General features: G+C 42.9%; 11 protein-coding genes. All 11 read left to right on the top strand.

The features are described 5' to 3' along the window. Positions 1-108: 108 nt before the first annotated feature. The 11 genes from AC6IZR_RS02865 to AC6IZR_RS02915 all read left to right on the top strand — a co-directional run bounded on the left by AC6IZR_RS02865 (position 109) and on the right by AC6IZR_RS02915 (position 15,670). On the top strand, positions 109-1,587 hold the full coding sequence (locus tag AC6IZR_RS02865; protein ID WP_371585219.1) for an SPFH domain-containing protein: 1,479 nt from the start codon (positions 109-111) through the stop codon (positions 1,585-1,587). Between the two features lie 168 nt (positions 1,588-1,755). Beyond that, positions 1,756-3,180, top strand: coding sequence for an NADP-dependent phosphogluconate dehydrogenase (gnd, locus tag AC6IZR_RS02870; protein ID WP_150906446.1), 1,425 nt, complete (start codon positions 1,756-1,758; stop codon positions 3,178-3,180). A gap of 9 nt (positions 3,181-3,189) precedes the next feature. Next, positions 3,190-3,888 (top strand): response regulator transcription factor, encoded by a 699-nt coding sequence (locus tag AC6IZR_RS02875; protein ID WP_021153723.1) that lies wholly within the window; start codon positions 3,190-3,192, stop codon positions 3,886-3,888. A 234-nt stretch (positions 3,889-4,122) separates the two neighbouring features. Then, on the top strand, positions 4,123-6,315 hold the full coding sequence (locus tag AC6IZR_RS02880; RefSeq protein ID WP_480992721.1) for a PTS transporter subunit IIBC: 2,193 nt from the start codon (positions 4,123-4,125) through the stop codon (positions 6,313-6,315). Positions 6,316-6,400: 85 nt separating this feature from the next. After that, complete coding sequence (locus tag AC6IZR_RS02885) at positions 6,401-7,213, top strand: endonuclease/exonuclease/phosphatase family protein (protein WP_070586988.1); 813 nt, start codon at positions 6,401-6,403, stop codon at positions 7,211-7,213. Positions 7,214-7,377: 164 nt separating this feature from the next. Continuing rightward, entirely contained in the window at positions 7,378-7,851 is a 474-nt protein-coding gene (nrdR, locus tag AC6IZR_RS02890) for a transcriptional regulator NrdR (protein ID WP_003005476.1), read from the top strand. Next, a complete protein-coding gene (locus tag AC6IZR_RS02895; protein ID WP_497848758.1) occupies positions 7,852-9,030 on the top strand; it encodes a replication initiation and membrane attachment family protein in 1,179 nt (392 codons plus the stop codon). Continuing rightward, positions 9,031-9,930, top strand: a complete 900-nt coding sequence (gene dnaI, locus AC6IZR_RS02900; RefSeq protein ID WP_003008404.1) for a primosomal protein DnaI — start codon at positions 9,031-9,033, stop codon at positions 9,928-9,930. Further along, positions 9,927-10,640: a nitroreductase family protein gene (locus tag AC6IZR_RS02905; RefSeq protein WP_070466415.1), complete on the top strand. Its 714-nt coding sequence runs from the start codon at positions 9,927-9,929 to the stop codon at positions 10,638-10,640. The genes dnaI and AC6IZR_RS02905 overlap by 4 nt, the downstream gene beginning before the upstream one ends. 57 nt (positions 10,641-10,697) lie before the next feature. Further along, positions 10,698-12,008: a ribosome biogenesis GTPase Der gene (gene der / locus AC6IZR_RS02910; protein ID WP_031575509.1), complete on the top strand. Its 1,311-nt coding sequence runs from the start codon at positions 10,698-10,700 to the stop codon at positions 12,006-12,008. Positions 12,009-12,571: 563 nt separating this feature from the next. Continuing rightward, positions 12,572-15,670 (top strand): pilus expression-regulating Snf2 family helicase, encoded by a 3,099-nt coding sequence (locus AC6IZR_RS02915; RefSeq protein ID WP_497848759.1) that lies wholly within the window; start codon positions 12,572-12,574, stop codon positions 15,668-15,670. The last annotated feature ends 49 nt before the right edge of the window (positions 15,671-15,719 follow it).

A 15,719-nucleotide genomic window follows, 5' to 3' on the forward strand; every position in this document is an offset into this window, starting at 1 on the left:
TAAAAATCTCAACATAAATACAGGTCTTTTCTTTGAGGAAAGGCCTTCTTTTGATATACTAGGATTAATAAACAACAGAGGGGAGACCTCTAAAAAAGGAGAAAAAGTATGGATACTTTATTTATTCCAGGTTGGATGATTACTTTTGTAATCGTAGCCATTCTTGTATTGATCTTGTTGGTCAAAGGGTATGTCAACGCTAAACCCAACGAAGTCGTGGTTATTACAGGTCTTCGGAAGCAACGCCACTTACGCGGGAAAGCTGGTTTTATGATTCCCTTTGTCGAACAACGCTCTTATCTTGATATTGAGCAATTCTCGACAGATGTTCGGACATCTGAAGCAGTCCCAACACTGGACTTCATTAACGTCCGTGCCGATGCAGCTGTTAAGTTAAAAATCGGTACAACCGATGAGATGATTGCCCGGGCTGCAGAGAACTTCTTGAACTGGAATACAACGGATATTTCCAATTCTGTCCAAGATGTCTTGGAAGGGAATTTACGGGAAGTGATCGGTCAGATGGAGCTCCGTAAGATGGTCAACGACCGTCAAGAGTTTGCTTCAAAGGTGCAAGACAACGTAGCGCCAGATTTGGCTAAAATGGGGCTTGAAGTCATCGCCTTTACGGTTCAATCCTTCTCTGATGAAGGGGGAGTCATCGACAACCTCGGGATTGAAAATGTTGAAACCATTAAGAAAGATGCCTTGATTGCCAAAGCCAAAGCAGAACGCGAACGCAAGGAAGTCGAAGCAGAACAAGATAAATTGGCCAACGACAAACGTGTTGCAGCCGATCTTGAAATTGCGCAAAAACAAAACGAATTAAAACTCAAACAAGCAGCCCTCAAACAAGAAGCAGATATTGCCCAAGCAAAAGCAGATGCCGCTAAAGGGATTGAGGCAGAAGTGCAACGTCGTGAACAAGAGCGCGTGGCAGCTGAAGCCAATATCATGAAACAAGAAAAAGAAGCGGAAGTCAAAGAACGCGAAGTTAAGGTTCGTGAGCAAGAATTGGATGCCAACATCCGTAAGCAAGCCGAAGCTGAAAAGTATGCGCGTCAACAAGCAGCCGAAGCAGAATTGATCGAACGCCAACGCAAGGCAGAAGCAGAACTCTTCGAAACACAAAAAGAAGCCGAAGCTCGGAAAGCCCAAGCCGAAGCTGAGAAATTTGCTCAACTACAAGAGGCTGAAGCTATCGAAGCCAAAGGTCGTGCAGAAGCTGAAGCCATTCGCTTGAAACTAGAAGCTGAAGCGAAAGGTTTGGACCAAAAGGCCGAAGCAATGAAGAAAATGCAAGAAGCAGCCATTACTGAAATGGTCGTTGACAAGTTGCCTGAAATTGCGCGTGCTGTCGCTGAACCATTAACCAAGGTGGATAAAATCACCATGTATGGCGAAGGCAATGCTTCTAAGATGGTGGGCGATATTATGCAAAGTATCGACCAAGTCTCTCAAGGAGCTGGATTTGATATTCGTCAATTGCTAGCAGGAGCTCTTGGGGTCAATATGACGGTCAACAAACTCAAAGAAGGAGAACATCCGGTCATTGAAGCGGATGAATTAGCTTCAAAAGAAGATTAATGCCATTCATAAGGAAGTGTCTGAGAACTGTTTCTCGGGCACTTTTGTTTTTAAGATCAAATGACTTGCATGATCTTCTCGCTCTTGGAGAAGTGGGAAGCTATTTTCTGCTTTCATTTGATGTCAAAAAATGGTAGAATATAGGCAAACTATAAAGAGGAGTGTCACATGACTAAAGCAAACTTTGGTGTTGTTGGTATGGCCGTAATGGGTCGTAACCTTGCCCTTAATATCGAATCTCGTGGCTACACAGTTGCCATTTTTAACCGTAGTAAAGAAAAAACGGAAGATGTGATTGCTTGCCATCCTGATAAAAATTTTGTACCTAGCTATGATATCGAAAGCTTCGTAAACTCTATCGAAAAACCACGTCGTATTATGCTCATGGTTCAAGCAGGACCTGGTACAGATGCAACCATCCAAGCCCTTCTTCCACATTTGGATAAAGGCGATATCTTGATTGACGGAGGAAATACTTTCTACAAAGATACCATCCGTCGGAACGAAGAGTTGGCGAACTCAGGGATTAACTTTATCGGTACAGGTGTATCTGGTGGTGAAAAAGGTGCCCTTGAAGGTCCTTCTATCATGCCTGGTGGACAAAAAGAAGCATATGACTTGGTAGCTGACGTTCTTGAAGAAATCTCTGCAAAAGCGCCTGAAGATGGGAAACCATGTGTGACTTACATCGGTCCTGATGGAGCTGGTCACTACGTGAAAATGGTCCACAACGGGATCGAGTACGGGGATATGCAATTGATCGCAGAAAGCTATGACCTCATGCAACACTTGCTTGGCCTTTCTGCAGAAGACATGGCTGAAATCTTCACTGAATGGAACAAGGGTGAATTGGACAGCTACTTGATTGAAATCACAGCTGATATCTTGAAACGCAAAGACGATGAAGGTCAAGATGGACCAATCGTAGACTACATCTTGGACGCTGCAGGAAACAAAGGAACTGGTAAATGGACTAGCCAATCAGCGCTTGACCTTGGTGTACCATTGTCACTCATCACTGAGTCAGTATTTGCTCGTTACATCTCTGCCTACAAAGAAGAACGTGTACACGCTAGCAAGGTTCTTCCAAAACCAGCTGCATTCAAATTTGAAGGAGACAAGGCTGAGTTGATCGAAAAAATTCGTCAAGCCCTTTACTTCTCAAAAATCATCTCTTACGCACAAGGTTTTGCGCAATTGCGTGTTGCTTCTAAAGAAAACAACTGGAACTTGCCATTTGCGGACATCGCATCTATCTGGCGCGATGGATGTATCATCCGTTCTCGTTTCTTGCAAAAGATCACAGATGCTTACAACCGCGATGCAGATCTTGCTAACCTTCTATTGGATGAGTACTTCTTGGATGTCACTGCTAAGTACCAACAATCAGTTCGTGACATTGTAGCTCTTGCTGTTCAAGCAGGTGTACCTGTACCAACCTTCTCAGCAGCCATCACTTACTTCGATAGCTACCGTTCAGCGGATCTTCCAGCGAACTTGATCCAAGCACAACGTGACTACTTTGGTGCTCACACATATAAACGTAAAGACAAAGAAGGTACCTTCCACTATTCTTGGTACGACGAAAAATAATCTTGCTCTATGGTCAAACGAGTTCTACTAGTAGAAAATGAGAAGCAAATCGCTCGCTTCATTGATTTGGAACTTCAAAAAGAAGGGTACCAAGTTGATGTGGTCGAGGATGGAAAAGCGGGTCTGGCTTTGATTGCTGCGACCAAATATGATCTGATCTTGTTTAATTACGATTTGTCAGATATGTCTGGTGAAACATTCGCAGAGGAAATCAGTCGGATTCGCCCAGCTTCTGTTTTGATTGTTTTGGATAGCCGCGAAAAAATTGCTGAGCACAAAGAGAGTATTCAGCGCTTTGCTGTTTCCTATATGGTCAAACCCTTTATTATCAGCGATTTGGTAGATAAGATCACAGCCATTTTTAGAGGACGTGATTATATTGACCAACATTGTAGCCAGATGAAAATCCCAACGTCATACCGCAATTTGCGCATTGATGTGGAACACCATACCGTCTATCGTGGGAAAGACATGATTAGTTTGACCCGCAGAGAATACGACCTCTTGGCGACCTTGATGGGAAGCAAAGGAGTGGTGACACGAGATCAGTTATTGGAGAGTGTCTGGAAGTACGAGAGTACAGGTGAGACTAATATTGTTGACGTCTATATCCGGTATCTTCGTGGCAAAATTGATCTACCAGGTCAAAAAAGCTATATTAAGACCGTTCGTGGGATTGGCTATGCCATGCAAGACGCATTAGAATAAAATATTCGAACCCTTAGAGGGTTCGAATATTTTTATACTTCAAGGGAAACGTTTGCGTCGAAAAAGAATGAGTTTTAAAAAGAATTTGGCTTAAAAAAGATAAAAAAAGATAAAATTTGGAGAAAAAAATGAATGTAAGGCTTTACAAATTTTTAAAATATGGTATACTAGAAACAAATTAAGCGCAAACGTTTTCTTAAAACAAAGCCTTAAACAATATAAGGAGGTTGAATGATGAACAAAGGATCATTCAAAAGTTTATTTAGCTTTGAATTCTGGCAGAAGTTCGGTAAGGCCTTGATGGTCGTTATCGCTGTCATGCCAGCGGCTGGGTTGATGATTTCAATCGGGAAATCTATCCCTATGATCAACCCGAATTTATCTCCACTTGTTATTACAGGTGGAATTCTCGAACAAATCGGTTGGGGGGTTATCGGAAACCTTCACATCCTCTTTGCCCTTGCTATCGGTGGTAGCTGGGCCAAAGAACGTGCAGGAGGTGCCTTTGCAGCTGGTCTCTCTTTCATCTTAATTAACCGTATTACCGGTGCAGTTTTCGGAGTGACATCTGCAATGTTAGCTGATAAATCTGCAACGGTTCACACAATCTTCGGTGGATCGATTAAAGTTGCGGATTATTTCATCAGTGTTCTTGAAGCACCAGCCCTTAATATGGGGGTATTTGTAGGGATTATCTCAGGTTTTGTTGGAGCAACTGCCTTCAATAAATACTACAACTACCGTAAACTCCCAGAAGCCCTTTCTTTCTTCAACGGGAAACGCTTTGTACCATTCGTTGTTATCGTTCGTTCAGCTCTTACAGCCTTGGTTTTGTCAGCCTTGTGGCCAGTAGTTCAATCAGGAATTAATGGATTTGGTGTTTGGATCGCCAACTCACAATCAACAGCTCCAGTATTGGCACCATTCTTGTTTGGTACCTTGGAACGTCTTCTCTTGCCGTTTGGTCTTCACCACATGTTGACTATTCCAATCAACTATACTCAATTGGGTGGTAGCTACCAAGTTCTTACAGGTGCTGCCAAAGGAACAACTGTATTTGGACAAGATCCACTTTGGTTGGCTTGGGTAACAGACCTTGTTAACTTGAAGAAAGCTGATCCTAGCCAATACCAACACTTGCTTCATGCCTACACACCAGCTCGTTTCAAAGTTGGTCAAATGATCGGATCATTTGGTATTTTGATGGGGATCGTGGTTGCCATCTACCGCAATGTGGATCCAGATAAAAAAGAAAAATACAAAGGGATGCTTTTTGCAACTGCCCTTGCAACATTCTTGACAGGTGTAACAGAACCAATTGAATACATGTTCATGTTTATTGCTACACCATTGTACATCATCTATGCTCTTGTTCAAGGTGCTGCCTTTGCAATGGCTGACTTGGTTAACCTTCGTGTCCACTCATTCGGTTCAATCGAGTTCTTGACACGTACCCCAATGGCCATCAACGCTGGTTTGGCATTAGATATCTTTAACTTTGTATGGGTAACAGTCCTCTTTGCCTTTATCATGTACTTCATTGCTAACTTCATGATTAAGAAATTCAATTATGCAACTCCAGGACGTAACGGTAACTATGAACAAAATGATGATGCCCCTGCAGGAGATGGTGCAGCAGCAGGTGCTGCTACAAGCTCAGCAAGCTCACAAGTCATTAACATTATCAACTTACTTGGTGGACGTGCTAACATCGTCGACGTTGACGCATGTATGACTCGTCTTCGTGTAACCGTTAAGGACGCTGAAAAAGTCGGAACAGAAGAACAATGGAAAGCTGAAGGCGCTATGGGTCTTGTCATGAAAGGACAAGGGGTCCAAGCGATCTACGGACCTAAAGCTGACGTATTGAAATCTGATATCCAAGACGTTCTTGATTCAGGTGAAGTCATTCCTGAAACACTTCCTAGCCAAATGACAGCAGTTCAAAAGGCTGAAGCAACCTTTAAAGGGGTAACTGATGAAGTTAACTCTGTTGCAGATGGTGAAGTGATCAACATCGAAGATGTGAAAGATCCTGTATTCTCACAAAAAATGATGGGTGACGGATTTGCGGTTGAGCCTGAAAATGGCCACATCGTTTCACCAGTTGCTGGTAAAGTTACTAGTGTCTTCCCAACCAAACATGCCCTTGGTTTGGTAACAGATAATGGTTTGGAAGTCTTGGTTCACATCGGTCTAGATACTGTTAGTCTTGAAGGAAAACCATTTGAGGTTAAAGTTTCTGAAGGTCAAACAGTGGCTGCTGGAGACCTCTTGGTGGAAGCAGACCTTGATGCAATCCGTGCAGCTGGTCGTGAAACTTCAACAATTGTTGTCTTCACAAATGCAGATGCGATTAAATCCGTTAAGGTCGAACATACTGGTAAATTGGCAGCAAATGCGCCAGTTGCAACAGTAGAATTATAAGAGACGTCGGCAAAGAAAATGAGGTTGGGGCAGTGCACCCGGCCTCTTGCCGTTTCTTGATTTGGAGAGAAGGAGAAATCAGGGGATGAAATTTTTAACATTAAATTCCCATAGTTGGATGGAAGAGAATGCTCAGCAAAAATTTGAAACCCTCAAGGAACAAATTTTAGAAGCGCAATATGATGTGATCTGTTTCCAAGAGGTCAATCAAGAAATGGCCTCAGAAACAGTCGAAACAGATGAGTATTATCAAGCTTTGCCATCATCTGTAGCGATTCACAAGGATCACTTTGTTCGCGTATTGGTAGAAGAGTTAGCTGCTCATGGACTCCACTATTATTGGACTTGGGCCTACAACCATATTGGCTATGATCACCTCAATGAGGGTGTGGCCGTTCTTTCGCGTCAACCCTTGAAGGCGGATGAGATTTTGGTATCCAATATGGATGATCCAACGGACTACCATACTCGTCGAGTAGCCGTTGCCCATACAAGTGTAGATGGCAAAGAGATTGCTGTTGCCAGCGTCCATCTTTCTTGGTGGGACAAAGGTTTCCAATTTGAGTGGCCACGCATTGAGAACTACTTCAGCCAAGTAGGCAAACCCTTTATTCTAGCTGGTGATTTCAATAATCCTGCTGGTCAAGAAGGGTATGAGACGATTCTATCCAGTTCCCTTAAGCTTCAAGACAGCTTTATTGAAGCCAAAGAAACAAAGGGGACTTATACTGTAGGACCTGGAATCGATGGCTGGACGGACAATCAAGTTCCATTGCGAATCGATTACGTCTTTGCAAGTCCAGAATGGGACATCCAGCGTCTACATGTCATTTTTGATGGTCAAAATAAACCCCATGTCAGTGATCACTATGGCTTAGAAGCTGAATTATCGCTTTAATATAAATGGAGAGTCGAAAGGAAAACGATTTTATTCAATCGTCCTTCGACTCTTTTTTATGGATCAATGAGGAGCAAGCATAGAGGATTCTCCTGTTCTTCTGCTTTCTTTACGATTCAATTTATGGTAAAATGAAGTGTTAAAACAGTTTAAGGAGGTAGCAAATGCGTTGTCCAAAATGTGGTGGAAGTAAGTCTAGTGTGGTGGATAGTCGACAAGCTGAAGATGGGAACACCATCCGTCGTCGCAGGGAATGCGAAGAATGCCATTATCGCTTTACTACCTACGAACGAGTGGAAGAGCGGACCCTAGTGGTCGTCAAAAAAGATGGGACACGCGAGCAATTTTCTCGTGATAAAATCTTTAATGGTATTATCCGCTCAGCTCAAAAACGGCCGGTTTCTAGTGACGAAATCGAAGAAATTGTAAACCGGATCGAGCAAAAGGTTCGCAGCCAAAGTGATAATGAAATTAACAGTGAGTATATTGGTTCTTTGGTTATGGATGAGTTAGCAGATCTAGATGAGATTACCTATGTCCGTTTTGCAAGTGTTTACCGGAGTTTCAAGGATGTCGGTGAGTTAGAGACCCTCTTGAAACAAATTACGAAGGGAACCAAGAAGAAAAAGGAAAAATAGATGAAGCCCAATACGCCTTTCGCATTTTTAAAAAATAATCTTCTTCCACCGGCAGGGGCTGCATTGGAGCAGTATTACCTGCCTATTTTGGAGACGGAAACGGTAGCAGTTTATCGTTATCTGCTGGCCTCTTATGATCAGGGTGAAAAACAATATTTACTTGCTCAAATCCTCAATCACTTGAATATAGGATTTCCACAGTTGCTACTAGCCTTTGATCGTTTAATTGCCATGGGTTTGCTCGATCTCTATGAGGAAGAAGTTGGGATCACCATTCAGTTACATGCTCCTCTTGAGGCAGAACAATTTTTTTCAAATGCTGTTTTTAAACGCTTACTTGAAAAGAAAATTGGGGAAAAGGCCGTGGAGGATCTGCTCCCAGCACACTCTTTAGGGACTAGACGGCAAGTTTCCTTCTCGCAAGTCTTTGGACTAAATGTTGGGGAGGCGACCGTTCTTCCAAGCAAGAAACAGCAGTTTGATATGGAGATGTTTAAGCGAATGATGGGGCGTGATGGACTTCGTTTTGCGGATGAAGGAGAAGCAACCTTAGCCCTCTTTGCCATCGCAGAAGAACAACAATGGACCTGGTATGAAACCTATCTCCTAGCAAAAGAAACGGCTGTAGACCGGATTGTCTCTCCAAAGAGAATGAAGCAAAAGTTGGCTCAGGCGAGCCAAGAGCAACCCCGCATGTCCTATAGCCGTCAGGAAGAAACCATTCTGAGGGAAGCTAAGGCAAAATCAAGCCTACAATTTCTAGCAGAGATTAAGAAGGCGCGCAATGCGACCATTACTCAGAGCGAACGCAAGACTTTATCCAAGTTAGCTGATCTAGGCTTATTAGATGAGGTGATCAATATCATCTTATTGTTGACCTTTAATAAGACCCAGTCTGCTAATCTCAATGAAAAGTATGCTTTGAAGGTAGGAAATGATTTTTCTTATCAAGGGGTCAACAGTGCAGAACTGGCGATTTTAAAAGTTCGAGAACGCCAGGAACAAGCTAAGGCTCAAGGAAACAAGGGAACGAGTCCTACATCAGCCAAGAGCAAGCACAGCAATGTTCCCAAGTGGAGCCAACCAAACTATCAAAATCAAACCAGTCAAGCAGAAAAGGTGGATCTTGCTAAAGAGAAACAACGCCTGTTAGAAAAACTGAATCAAGGAGGTGAGTAGATGGAAAGTGTAGGTCAAACAATGTCTCACATGAACCGTGCGCGTCAATTTAACTATGAGGATTTGGTCGCACAGATCTTGGCAGACCAAGAAGTGGCTGCCTTTATCAAGGACCAGTCTTTGTCTGAACAAGAAATTCGACGGAGTATTTCAAAATTTAATCAATACATTAGTGAACGCAACCGTTTCTTATTGGGAGATCCGGATTATATTGCCAAAGGTTATAAGCCCATCCTCACCATGAATGAAGGCTATGCGGATGTCGCTTATGAGGAAACACCGGAGTTAATCGAAGCCCAAAAACGAGCTGCGATCAACCAACGTCTCAACTTGATCAATCTCCCTTCAACCTTGAAAGAGGCGAGTCTAGCTAAGGTAGAGCTCGATGATAAGGGACGATTTGAGGCCTTTGAAGAATTAGCCAATTTTGTGGCCAACTATCCTGAATATCAAAAGGGGATCTACCTCTATGGTGATTTTGGAGTAGGAAAGAGCTACATGATGGCAGCCTTGGCTCATGATTTATCCGAAAAACGCCAGGCCTCTACTACCCTACTTCATTTTCCAAGTTTTGCTATCGATGTTAAAAATGCCATCAGTTCAGGCTTGGTCAAAGAAACCGTCGATCAGGTGAAAAAAGCCGAAATTTTAATTCTCGATGATATCGGTGCGGAACAGATGTCAGCCTGGGTGCGAGATGAAATCTTACAAGTGATTTTGCAGCACCGAATGCAGGAAAATCTCCCAACCTTCTTTACTTCTAACTTTAATTTTGAAGAGTTGGAACGTCATTTTGCGGCTTCGCGCAATGGAGATGAAACCTGGCAGGCCAAACGTGTCATGGAGCGCGTGAAATTTTTAGCCAAGGAAATCCATCTGGAAGGAGTCAATCGCCGATGAATGAAACCATCCGTTTAATGAAATCTCATTTTTCTGTTCGACGTTTTAAGGAAGAAGCCATCAAAGAAGCTGACCTCAAGGAAATTTTATCAGCTGGGCAGATGGCATCAAGTTGGAAAAACTTTCAGTCTTATTCTGTGATTGTGGTCAAAAGCAAGGAAAAGAAAGAAGCTCTTTACGACTTGCTTCCTCAAGAAGCGATTCGCCAATCAGCCGTCTTTCTTCTCTTTGTTGGGGATTTAAACCGTGCTGAAAAAGCTGTCAAACTTCATGAGCAGGATTTTCATCCTGAAGGTGTGGACAACTTACTGATCACCTCAGTGGATGCGGCTCTAGCAGCTCAAAATACACTATTGGCAGCTGAAAGTCTCGGCTATGGTGGAGTGATTATCGGCATGTTGCGCTACTGTTCAGAAGAAGTCGCAGAACTCTTCCGTCTGCCAGACTATACCTATCCTGTTTTTGGGATTGCTCTCGGAGTACCTAATCAGCAGCATGCGGTGAAACCACGCTTGCCGTTGGAGCAGGTTGCTTTTGAAGAAGAATACCAAGAACAAGACCTATCAGTTGTGACTGCCTATGACAAGGTTCAGGCAGATTATGCTGGAGCGCGTGCAACCGACAGCTGGAGCGAGCGTCTTGCAGCTCAATTTGGTCAACCTGAACAAGAAGAGACCAAAAAACTACTAGAAAAACACAAACTATTATGAAATGAAGAGAGGCGTTCTTGAACCGAGGTCTCGCCTTTCATTAGAAAAGAGGAAATCATGGCCCTACCAACTATTGCGATTGTAGGCCGTCCCAATGTCGGAAAATCTACACTCTTTAACCGGATTGCCGGTGAGCGGATTTCCATCGTTGAGGATGTAGAAGGAGTCACTCGTGACCGCATTTATGCAACAGCTGAGTGGTTGAATCGAAAATTTAGTATCATTGATACGGGGGGGATTGATGACGTAGATGCCCCATTTATGGAGCAAATTAAGCATCAAGCAGAAATTGCTATGGACGAAGCAGATGTGATCGTCTTTGTTGTTTCTGGAAAAGAAGGGATCACGGATGCGGATGAATATGTCACTCGTATCTTGTATAAGACCCATAAACCGGTGATTCTTGCAGTCAACAAGGTGGATAACCCAGAGATGCGCAATGATATCTATGACTTTTATGCCTTGGGACTGGGTGAGCCACTACCGGTCTCCTCTGTCCACGGGATCGGAACTGGGGATGTGCTCGATGCCATCATCGAAAACCTTCCGAATGACACAGAAGAAGAAAATCCAGATATCATCAAATTTAGCTTGATTGGTCGCCCAAATGTTGGGAAATCAAGCTTGATCAACGCGATCCTTGGAGAAGACCGGGTCATCGCAAGCCCTGTTGCTGGAACTACACGGGATGCCATCGATACCCATTTTACCGATGCAGATGGCCAAGAATTTACCATGATCGATACAGCCGGTATGCGCAAATCTGGTAAAATCTATGAAAACACTGAGAAATATTCTGTCATGCGTGCCATGCGTGCCATCGACCGTTCAGATGTGGTTTTGATGGTTATTAATGCCGAAGAAGGAATTCGGGAGTATGACAAGCGGATCGCTGGCTTTGCTCATGAAGCTGGTAAAGGTATGATCATTGTTGTCAATAAATGGGATACTATTGAAAAAGACAACCATACCATGAAGCAGTGGGAAGATGATATTCGCGATCAATTCCAATACCTTTCTTATGCGCCGATTGTTTTTGTCTCTGCCTTGACCAAACAACGCTTGCACAAGTTGCCAGAGATGATCAAACAGATCAGTGAGAGTCAAAATACACGGATTCCTTCAGCTGTCTTGAACGATGTGATTATGGATGCCATTGCCATTAATCCAACGCCGACCGACAAAGGAAAACGTCTCAAGATCTTCTATGCGACACAAGTGGCAACCAAGCCGCCAACTTTTGTGGTCTTTGTTAACGAAGAAGAACTGATGCACTTCTCATACCTCCGTTTCTTGGAGAACCAAATTCGCAAGGCCTTTGTTTTTGAAGGAACTCCAATCCATTTGATTGCGCGAAAACGGAAGTAGGGAATACGAGACAAATGGATCAAAGTGGAGAAGGATATTTCAAATGATAAAATGCTCATCCTTCCAACTATGAAAACAACTAAAAGTAGCGCATAAGCGTTGCTTTTTTTAATAAGCTGGTAAAATGAAGTGGAGGATAGTCAGATGCGTAGTATCATAGTCCGGATATGCTTTATTCCTTAGCTTTTTTTAAGGTTGAGAAGAGTAAACTCATGAAGATCATGAGAGCTTTAGGTTTGTGTACTTATTATTTAAAATCTATCTGTATCTCTTGTTTCTCGGTTCGATCGTAAGCTTGGAGCTCTTGATCCTATTGTTGGGGATTTATTAAAAAATAGGTCGTATTTTTTGTGGGCTATCGGGATCTTTCTCCTCTCTATTTAGCTATTCTGTCTATTGTTCGCTCAGACGGTTAAAAGAGAAAAATCATGGATAGCTGATTGAGGTAACTCTATTACGAAATCAGGTGAAAAACGGGCTAAAATCCTTTCAAGATGATAACTATTTTTTCTAATTTTTGCTTAAATATGGTATAATAAAGGGATTAATCTAAGGTGGTAAACATGGCAAAATTAATTCCTGGGAAGGTTCGTTCACAAGGGAGCCTTCTCTATGAAGCTGGGAAAGTTTCCCTTCAGGAAGTAAAAGAAAAATACCTATATTTTCGGGTGGAAGAAGAAAGCTTGCGGTACAGTTTGGACGACGATGCTGTTTTTTGTAGCTGTGCTTTCTTTCAAAAGAAAAAATTCTGTACACATCTAGCAGCTGTGGAAGCTTTTTTGAAGAATGATGACAGTGGGAAAGCAGCTCTTACAAGCCTTGAAGAAGATGCCACGGCGACTGAAGAAACGCAGGAGAAGGTCTCTTTTGGAAGTTTGTTTTTAGACCAGGTCCTTCCAAAAATCGAAAAAAAAGAAACACGCTATGTCTTATCGGCAGTTGGGCAGGAGGATGAATACTCTGGTCAATTCTTGTGGACCCTTCGCATTCGTCGCTTGCCAGACGAGCGTTCTTATGTGATCAGAGATGTGCTAGCTTTTTTGCAGACCCTTCAGAAAGAAGGCCACTTTGCAATTGGCAAAAGTTACTATGAACCTATTTCTTACTTAGAATTTGATGGACCTAGTCAGGATGTGATCAATTTCCTACAAGGCTTGGTCACAGATAGTGGCTCGAAAGAGCAAGATTTCTTTCCCAATGCTGGGCGCCATCTTTATTTTCCACCGACTCTCTTTGAAGAAGCTGTAGAATTACTAATGAATTTGGATTCCTTCCTCTTGCAATACAGCTTGTATGATTTTTCTGAAGTCTATTTTCAGGATGTCCATGGGGAGGAAGATCTCTTTCATTTTCAGGTGGAAGACCATGGTGATTTTTACGAATTGATCATTACTGAGCCACAAGTGAAGGTTGTCGAGTCTGCTGTTTACCTGTTTCGAAATGGTGTCTTCTATCACCTGACGCCCCAACAGCGGACCTTATGGAAGGCGATTCAAGACTTACCAATGGATCAAGATCGAAAAAAACGCCTGCATTTTGATCCAACGGACCAAACAAAGCTTTCCTATAGTTTAAAAGAGTTCAAAAAACTGGGACAAATAACAGCCCCGACCAGCTTTTTAATCCACGATTTCACTCCGGAATTTCATTTTGATCTAGCACAGGATCAGACTGTATTACTGGATGTTGTCTTTCAATACCAGGATCGTGTGGTGACCACGCGTGAGGAACTTCTCAATCTTCCTTATTCTAGTGATTTCGATAAGGAGCAAGAAGTCTTTTCAACCATGCTAGTAGCAGGTTTTACAGACGACTTTTCTTCCCAAAGAAGTCCTTTATCAAGTGAGCAAATCTATCCATTCTTTCACCAACAGATCCCGACTTTTGAAGCCTTAGGAGAGGTTACCCTCTCTGATAGCCTTTTAGATCTTTATCAAGTGGAGCGTCCAAAAATTGATGTTAAAACCAATGGCAGTCTACTGGAGATCGGTTTTGACTTTGAAAGTGTGGATCCAGCCGAAGTGGACCAGGTCCTCAAAGCTCTAGTAGGGCAAAAAGACTATTTTGTCAGCCATACAGGGAAGGTTCTTGTTTTTGATGAAGAAACCAAGAAGATCAGTCGAGCCTTAGCAGATCTGCGGGCGAAAATGAGCAAGGGTGGGAAACTACAAGCCCGCCGGATTGCTGCTTATCAGCTAGCTGATTTGTTAGCAGATCAAGACAATGTTCATTTTTCAGAAGACTTTCAAAATTTGGCTCATGATCTGACTCATCCAGAAGATTACCAACTCCCTCAGATGACAATCCAAGCGACCCTGAGGGATTACCAAGAAACAGGGGTCAAATGGTTCTCCATGCTAAATCATTATGGTTTTGGTGGTATTTTAGCGGATGATATGGGGCTTGGGAAAACTCTGCAGACCATTTCCTTTTTGACCAGTGTTGCAAAAAAAGAAACTAAAATCTTGATTCTAGCTCCATCTAGTCTCATCTACAACTGGAAACAAGAATTTTCAAAATTCGCTCCTAAGATGGAAGTGGCAGTCGTATACGGTCTCAAGCAGCACCGAGATGAACTTATTGCAACCAATCCACAGGTGGTTATCACTAGTTACGCTTCTTTCCGTCAAGATGTGGAGGAATACCAGAAGAACCAGTATGAGTACTTGATTCTAGATGAAGCCCAGGTCATGAAAAATGCCCAAACCAAGATTGCCCAACACTTACGTGGTTTTGAGGTTCCGCACGTGTTTGCCTTATCTGGGACACCGATTGAAAACCATGTGGGTGAACTCTGGTCCATTTTCCAAATTGTCCTTCCAGGGCTCTTCCCAGCTAAAAAAGAATTTCAAAAATTGAGTCCTGAGACCATTGCGCGATTTGTCAAACCTTTCGTCATGAGACGGAAAAAAGATGAAGTGCTCCAAGAATTACCGGACTTGATTGAAACAACCTATCACAATGAGTTGGATGAAAGTCAAAAAACGATCTATTTGGCTCAATTAAAACAAATTCAAGATCGGGTTCGAACCTCTAGTGAGGAAGAACTAAATCGGAGCAAGGTGGAAATTCTCTCGGGTCTCATGCGCCTTCGCCAAATCTGTGATACCCCCGCCCTCTTTATGGAAGACTATCAGGGAGATAGTGGGAAATTGGAGAGCCTTCGAGATCTTTTGGGTCAAATCAAGGATGGCGAACACCGGGTTTTGATCTTCTCTCAATTTAGAGGCATGCTGGATATCCTAGAGCAGGAGATTGACCAGCTTGGCATGACCTCCTTTAAAATCACGGGATCCACTCCCGCTAAAGATCGTCAAGAAATGACCAATGCTTTTAATGCAGGTGAGCGCCATGCTTTTCTCATTTCTCTGAAGGCTGGAGGGGTTGGATTGAACCTCACTGGTGCCGATACGGTCATCTTAGTCGATTTGTGGTGGAATCCTGCAGTGGAAGACCAGGCTATTGGACGTGCCCATCGAATGGGACAGGAACAAAATGTTGAAGTTTACCGCATGATTACTCGTGGTACGATTGAAGAAAAAATCCAAGAACTACAAGCTTCCAAAAGACACTTGGTCTCAACGATTTTAGATGGAACGGAAACACGATCCAGTTTATCGGTTGAGGAAATTCGTGAGATTCTTGGAATTCAGTCAGAATAGCTTGAAAAATTCTGTGAATAGTTTATAATTAATGGAGTGTCGAAAGGAA

It is taken from the genome of Streptococcus mobilis (assembly GCF_059727625.1).

What these genes read in the sequence shown, in the direction of transcription:
- der (WP_031575509.1), top strand. Translation starts at nt 10,698, where the DNA reads ATGGCCCTACCAACTATTGCGATTGTAGGCCGTCCCAATGTCGGAAAA.
- gnd (WP_150906446.1), top strand. Translation starts at nt 1,756, where the DNA reads ATGACTAAAGCAAACTTTGGTGTTGTTGGTATGGCCGTAATGGGTCGT.
- AC6IZR_RS02895 (WP_497848758.1), top strand. Translation starts at nt 7,852, where the DNA reads ATGAAGCCCAATACGCCTTTCGCATTTTTAAAAAATAATCTTCTTCCA.
- nrdR (WP_003005476.1), top strand. Translation starts at nt 7,378, where the DNA reads ATGCGTTGTCCAAAATGTGGTGGAAGTAAGTCTAGTGTGGTGGATAGT.
- AC6IZR_RS02875 (WP_021153723.1), top strand. Translation starts at nt 3,190, where the DNA reads ATGGTCAAACGAGTTCTACTAGTAGAAAATGAGAAGCAAATCGCTCGC.
- AC6IZR_RS02905 (WP_070466415.1), top strand. Translation starts at nt 9,927, where the DNA reads ATGAATGAAACCATCCGTTTAATGAAATCTCATTTTTCTGTTCGACGT.
- AC6IZR_RS02880 (WP_480992721.1), top strand. Translation starts at nt 4,123, where the DNA reads ATGAACAAAGGATCATTCAAAAGTTTATTTAGCTTTGAATTCTGGCAG.
- AC6IZR_RS02865 (WP_371585219.1), top strand. Translation starts at nt 109, where the DNA reads ATGGATACTTTATTTATTCCAGGTTGGATGATTACTTTTGTAATCGTA.
- dnaI (WP_003008404.1), top strand. Translation starts at nt 9,031, where the DNA reads ATGGAAAGTGTAGGTCAAACAATGTCTCACATGAACCGTGCGCGTCAA.
- AC6IZR_RS02885 (WP_070586988.1), top strand. Translation starts at nt 6,401, where the DNA reads ATGAAATTTTTAACATTAAATTCCCATAGTTGGATGGAAGAGAATGCT.
- AC6IZR_RS02915 (WP_497848759.1), top strand. Translation starts at nt 12,572, where the DNA reads ATGGCAAAATTAATTCCTGGGAAGGTTCGTTCACAAGGGAGCCTTCTC.